6 protein-coding genes and 2 pseudogenes are annotated in these 6,388 nt (G+C 49.1%); 6 read left to right on the top strand and 2 right to left on the bottom strand.

Annotation, left to right across the window (positions count from 1 at the left end; all coding sequences use genetic code 11):
* Nucleotides 1–116: 116 nt before the first annotated feature.
* The 6 genes and pseudogenes from LLF79_RS25740 to LLF79_RS25715 form a co-directional block, all read left to right on the top strand.
* Nucleotides 117–575, top strand: a pseudogene (locus LLF79_RS25740) (IS3-like element IS1133 family transposase); the annotation flags it as partial.
* Nucleotides 576–681: 106 nt separating this feature from the next.
* Nucleotides 682–1,485, top strand: coding sequence for an aminoglycoside O-phosphotransferase APH(3'')-Ib (gene aph(3'')-Ib, locus LLF79_RS25735; protein ID WP_001082319.1), 804 nt, complete (start codon nt 682–684; stop codon nt 1,483–1,485).
* Nucleotides 1,485–2,321, top strand: coding sequence for an aminoglycoside O-phosphotransferase APH(6)-Id (locus tag LLF79_RS25730; RefSeq protein WP_000480968.1), 837 nt, complete (start codon nt 1,485–1,487; stop codon nt 2,319–2,321). Before aph(3'')-Ib ends, LLF79_RS25730 begins: the two co-directional genes overlap by 1 nt.
* Before the next feature lie 108 nt (nt 2,322–2,429).
* A pseudogene (locus LLF79_RS25725) lies at nt 2,430–2,723 on the top strand (ATP-dependent endonuclease); the annotation flags it as partial.
* Entirely contained in the window at nt 2,708–3,730 is a 1,023-nt protein-coding gene (locus tag LLF79_RS25720; RefSeq protein WP_032662174.1) for a helicase UvrD, read from the top strand. The pseudogene LLF79_RS25725 and the gene LLF79_RS25720, both read left to right, overlap by 16 nt.
* Before the next feature lie 546 nt (nt 3,731–4,276).
* A complete protein-coding gene (locus LLF79_RS25715) occupies nt 4,277–5,185 on the top strand; it encodes an HNH endonuclease (protein ID WP_032662179.1) in 909 nt (302 codons plus the stop codon).
* 185 nt (nt 5,186–5,370) lie between these two features.
* Here the strand turns inward: LLF79_RS25715 and LLF79_RS25710 are convergent, their stop codons facing one another.
* Entirely contained in the window at nt 5,371–5,721 is a 351-nt protein-coding gene (locus tag LLF79_RS25710; protein ID WP_032662182.1) for a DUF305 domain-containing protein, read from the bottom strand.
* Nucleotides 5,722–5,866: 145 nt separating this feature from the next.
* Complete coding sequence (gene silE, locus LLF79_RS25705) at nt 5,867–6,298, bottom strand: silver-binding protein SilE (protein ID WP_000790485.1); 432 nt, start codon at nt 6,296–6,298, stop codon at nt 5,867–5,869.
* Between the last annotated feature and the right edge of the window lie 90 nt (nt 6,299–6,388).

Below are 6,388 nucleotides of genomic sequence, written 5' to 3'. Positions count from 1 at the left end.
TTTACAGAAGTGGCAATGGCGTTCGCCAGCATTTAAATGGAGAGCCGGATGCGCTGAAAGGTGCACGTCCGGTTCGGGGAGGAGAGGCAGGGAAATAGTCCGACTACGCCCTGCCTCTTACTCTACTTTGGACCAGAGAAGGATGGGTCTATCTTGCTGTTATCCTTGACCTGTATTCCCGTCGCGTGATTGGCTGGGCAACAGGTGATCGATTAAAGCAGGATCTTGCATTAAGGGCACTGAATATGGCGTTGGCTTTACGCAAACCACCACCGGGTTGTATTCAACACACAGACCGTGGGAGCCAATATTGCGCTCATGAATATCAAAAGCTACTGCTCAAACATCAATTGCTGCCGTCCATGAGCGGGAAAGGCAATTGTTTTGATAACTCCGCAGTAGAAAGCTTCTTTAAATCATTAAAGGCTGAGTTGATTTGGCGCAGACACTGGCAAACAAGGCGAGATATTGAGATTGCAATCTTCGAATATATAAATGGCTTTTATAATCCACGCCGAAGACATTCAACACTCGGCTGGAAATCGCCGGTGGCATTTGAGAAAAAAGCCGCTTAAAATGAGAGATAGACCGGAACACAACCGGTGCAAGTCCATAGCAACTCGTTTCTTTTCGCAGGTTGAGCCACCTCCGCGCTTCATCAGAAAACTGAAGGAACCTCCATTGAATCGAACTAATATTTTTTTTGGTGAATCGCATTCTGACTGGTTGCCTGTCAGAGGCGGAGAATCTGGTGATTTTGTTTTTCGACGTGGTGACGGGCATGCCTTCGCGAAAATCGCACCTGCTTCCCGCCGCGGTGAGCTCGCTGGAGAGCGTGACCGCCTCATTTGGCTCAAAGGTCGAGGTGTGGCTTGCCCCGAGGTGATCAACTGGCAGGAGGAACAGGAGGGTGCATGCTTGGTGATAACGGCAATTCCGGGAGTACCGGCGGCTGATCTGTCTGGAGCGGATTTGCTCAAAGCGTGGCCGTCAATGGGGCAGCAACTTGGCGCTGTTCACAGCCTATCGGTTGATCAATGTCCGTTTGAGCGCAGGCTGTCGCGAATGTTCGGACGCGCCGTTGATGTGGTGTCCCGCAATGCCGTCAATCCCGACTTCTTACCGGACGAGGACAAGAGTACGCCGCAGCTCGATCTTTTGGCTCGTGTCGAACGAGAGCTACCGGTGCGGCTCGACCAAGAGCGCACCGATATGGTTGTTTGCCATGGTGATCCCTGCATGCCGAACTTCATGGTGGACCCTAAAACTCTTCAATGCACGGGTCTGATCGACCTTGGGCGGCTCGGAACAGCAGATCGCTATGCCGATTTGGCACTCATGATTGCTAACGCCGAAGAGAACTGGGCAGCGCCAGATGAAGCAGAGCGCGCCTTCGCTGTCCTATTCAATGTATTGGGGATCGAAGCCCCCGACCGCGAACGCCTTGCCTTCTATCTGCGATTGGACCCTCTGACTTGGGGTTGATGTTCATGCCGCCTGTTTTTCCTGCTCATTGGCACGTTTCGCAACCTGTTCTCATTGCGGACACCTTTTCCAGCCTCGTTTGGAAAGTTTCATTGCCAGACGGGACTCCTGCAATCGTCAAGGGATTGAAACCTATAGAAGACATTGCTGATGAACTGCGCGGGGCCGACTATCTGGTATGGCGCAATGGGAGGGGAGCAGTCCGGTTGCTCGGTCGTGAGAACAATCTGATGTTGCTCGAATATGCCGGGGAGCGAATGCTCTCTCACATCGTTGCCGAGCACGGCGACTACCAGGCGACCGAAATTGCAGCGGAACTAATGGCGAAGCTGTATGCCGCATCTGAGGAACCCCTGCCTTCTGCCCTTCTCCCGATCCGGGATCGCTTTGCAGCTTTGTTTCAGCGGGCGCGCGATGATCAAAACGCAGGTTGTCAAACTGACTACGTCCACGCGGCGATTATAGCCGATCAAATGATGAGCAATGCCTCGGAACTGCGTGGGCTACATGGCGATCTGCATCATGAAAACATCATGTTCTCCAGTCGCGGCTGGCTGGTGATAGATCCCGTCGGTCTGGTCGGTGAAGTGGGCTTTGGCGCCGCCAATATGTTCTACGATCCGGCTGACAGAGACGACCTTTGTCTCGATCCTAGACGCATTGCACAGATGGCGGACGCATTCTCTCGTGCGCTGGACGTCGATCCGCGTCGCCTGCTCGACCAGGCGTACGCTTATGGGTGCCTTTCCGCAGCTTGGAACGCGGATGGAGAAGAGGAGCAACGCGATCTAGCTATCGCGGCCGCGATCAAGCAGGTGCGACAGACGTCATACTAGATATCAAGCGACTTCTCCTATCCCCTGGGAACACATCAATCTTACCGGAGAATATCGTTGGCCAAAGCCTTAGCGTAGGATTTCGCCCTCTCCCGCAAACGACCCCATAATGACGGAAACTATCAGCAAAACTGCGATGAACGCTATGCTGACGTGCTGTGTTCCCGCACCCGGGCATTTGCTGATCGCGACAACACCCGATCCACATTTGAAATCTGCCTGTATCAGGATAACGCTGCTCTGTGTGACGCGCTTTTCCGCGGAACCCGCCGAACACTCACGGTGCAGGAATACATGCTGGCCAATAAGGCAGAAGCAGCATTCCGGCTGTTACAGCTGCACGCCGAAGAGCTGACGGTACCTGATTATATTCAGGAGGCACTGGCATGGATAAGAGAGTGATATTTGCGGTTGCCGGCTCGGGCAAGACCACGCTGCTGATACGGCGGTTGAGTGAGGACCGGAGAACGCTGATCCTGACCTTCACCGTGAATAATGAAGCGCATCTGCGGGCGCAGATTATCAGACGTTTTGGCTTTATCCCGGACGGGATCAGGGTGATGACCTGGTTTGAGTTTCTGCACGGTTTTTGCTTCCGGCCTTTCCTGCAGGAGCGGCTGGCATCGCGTGGCCTGAGCTTCGACCGACCCCCTCCCGGAATACCGCGCACGAATGCCCGGCATTATCAGGATCCCGCCGGACGGCTATATCACCGGAGGCTCGCACACTTGCTGACAGCCCGGGGGCTGCTGCCGGATATCCGTACCCGGCTTGCCCGTTACTACGATGAACTGCTTGTCGATGAAGTCCAGGACTTTGCCGGACATGACTTTGATTTTCTGCTGGAGCTCTGCCGTGCGGAAATCACTGTGCTGTGTTGCGGTGATTTTTATCAGCATACCTTTGATACAAGCCGTGACGGCAACGTTAATTCAGCGCTGCACGATGACATTACGCGATATGAGGCCCGCTTCGCCGCAGCAGGTTTCATGGTTGACCGTAACACGCTCAACCGAACATGGCGTTGCTCGACTTCGGTGTGCGAGTTTATCACCGGGCAACTGAACATCCGTATCGCTGCCCATGGGATACATGCCACCCTGATTGAAACGATCACAGATGCAGAGCGCACAGCCGCCCTGCACGCCGATAATACGGTGATTAAGCTCTTCTATCGTGAGCATCACCGTTACGGCTGCTATTCCATGAACTGGGGCGTCAGCAAAGGGCTCGATCACTTTCAGGATGTCTGCATTGTGATGGGGCCCGCCCACTGGAAGCTTCTGACCCGTCAGGAACTGGCAGCCCTTCCACCATCGTCCCGTAACAGGCTGTACGTGGCATGCTCACGGGCGCGCGGCAACATTTATTTTGTTCCGGAAACTCATCTGCGCCGATTCCGAAACTGAGTTACCGATTTCTCAGTCGGGCACAAATCAGTAAAAAGCGAGGGTCATCGACGGAAATACCGGCTGGACAGGTGCGGTTCCGGTTCTCGCTTTCCGGAACCTGGCTGACAATATGTAACATTATCATTAAATTCAATTATGCCAGTTATTTTCATTCGCAAAATGTGAATAATGTGGCATACACGCCAGCATGAAATTATTGTTAACATTTTAAGTTCTGAATGGTTTTTCACTTGTTCAGTTAAAAGTGCAGGTCATTGAAAACATTGTACGGTTTTGTTGGCCGGAGACTATTTCATCATCGCGGATAATGAGCGGAACTAACTGTCCATTATATCTGGGCCAGACAGAAAACATGGTATAGTCGGTGATGGATGCTGAAGTTTAGTAATTTCAGAAATAATTTAATTTGAGATGCCATGACAATGGTTTTTCTGATTTACCAGAGCTGAAAATATGGCATACTGCAGATGTTACCTGACTGCACTCATACCGGGTAACGGACTGTGTATTGTGATGATTTTTTTATTACAGGGGGGATAGATCGTGATCTATAAGATTTGCCAGGTAATTGACGGGGAGTACGTCTGCGACATTGATATCAGTGTGGAAGAATGGAAAAATCTGTTAATGAATGAAAAGGTTTTTGACTCTAAAAGTATTGAGGCGTTAAAAAAATGGTATATTGAACCAAATCATTCCTGCACATGTTTTGATATAGGCAAAAAGTACGACCAGCACAGTATGAGTGCTAATGGCGTTATTAACGGGCTCGGTGGTAGAGTTCAAAAAGAGCTAGGAAGGTTTGAAGTTAAAGGGATCGGGAATATAGCACCTGGCACAAAATTCATTACAGTCATGAAGAGTAAAGAAACCGGTGAAAAACCAAAAAGATACTTATGGACTATTCGTGATGAACTTGTTCAGGCAATTAAAGAGCTGGATTTATTTGGTGTGGAAGAAATAACCATCAATGAGTATTACTCAGACGATGAGTTGATCAACGCCATGGAAGCGAATAATACATTTGATATCGCCCAGGCATTTGAATATACAGGGGAAGCTAAACCAAAGAAACATGCAATTGAAGTAAAAAATGGCGTCTCGTACCCAAGAAATAAAGGGGTTTCGAAAAATGCACTGAACAAAGCAGGTTACAGATGTGAAGTCGATGGTGAACACCCAACCTTCAGAAGGCGTAACTCTTCCCTGAATTATACTGAACCTCATCACATTGTACCTATGTCCATGCAGGATGATTTTAACACTTCGCTTGACGTCGAAGAAAATATAATATCGCTGTGTTGCAATTGCCATAAGCAAATTCACCTCGGCCAGGGATATGAAGAAATGCTTGAGAAAATATATAATGAGAGAAAGGAGTTATTAAAACAGGTAGCTATCGATATATCTCTGGAGGATTTGATTCGCTATTATAAAGGTGAGAACAGGTGAGTGTTATTCAATAGTAATGCTTTTACCTTGCTTGCAGAGACGGTCATTATTTCCTGGTAGTTACCGATTTGGCGCGTGAAAATACAAAACCCGAAATTAATCGGGTTTGAATTATATAAAGATTAACAGACTCCCGTGCCCAGGAGCGATGTAAAATCACGCTTGTCGTGACATTTCTGCAATGTTTACTTTTGACTATCAAGCCATTTATTCATCTGCTCAATTTCACCTTTTTGAGCTTTAATGATGTCCTGTGCGAGCTTTCTCATTTCCGGATCTTTTCCGTATTTTAGCTCGGTCTCAGCCATTGCTATTGCCCCTTCATGGTGCGCTACCATGCCTTTCGCAAAAGCCTTGTCGGGATCGGATTCATTTACGGCAGCCATCATTTTGTCATGCATGTCTTTCATGCCAGCCATATATTCCTGTGACGAAGCCGAGGTAGACATATCAGTCATTTTCATTTCTGAATGTTCTGCTGAAATCGCTGGCAGGGATAACAATAATACTGCAAATAAAGTGTTTCTGGCTTTCATAAAAAATATCCTTTTAAGTTGATACCCGTTAACTGTAGCAGAATCTGATAAAAATGCCCCTGTAGGGGGCAAAGATGTTGCCATATATCCGGTTACGGAAAAATCTATCAAGGAAATAAGGACAGCACAGATACTTCCCTCGCCGTCAGCCTGCACTGAGCATGCGACGATGCGCTTCGGCCATGGCCTGATGTGGGCCAGACTGACCGTTATTCATAAATTCATGGGCAACTGCAGCTCTTTCATGCTCATTCATTGCCGCTAATGACTTCGACGGCCCGGTAGGGGAAACGGTCTGACTTCCCATCATCCTCTGATGACTTTCAACCATTTTCTGGTGCGCATCCGCCGACCCGTTCGTCATGGTTTCATGAGCAATAATGGCCTGTTCATGCTGGTCCATACCGGCCATACGAGGAGCAGTCCCCTGGATCCCGACAGGAGCCGCAGCAGACTGCATCTGGTGAGCAGGAGCCTGTGCATTGTTGACCCGCTCATGGATATTCACGGTTTCAGTGGCCCAGGCCGAAGAAATTAAACCAAAGCCCAGCAAGGATGCTAATACGATATTTTTCATGATAAATCTCCATTTCTGAATTAGTGATGTCCGGGGAAGTACAACCGACGTTTTCAGTTCCATAACTGAAACAGGTTCGGCAGTGTTTAT

Source organism: Enterobacter cloacae complex sp. 2021EL-01169 (genome assembly GCF_020733125.1).
GTDB lineage: Bacteria > Pseudomonadota > Gammaproteobacteria > Enterobacterales > Enterobacteriaceae > Enterobacter > Enterobacter roggenkampii.
Note: the sequence above shows the minus strand (reverse complement) of the source record. Positions and strands in the feature narration are given on the sequence as shown.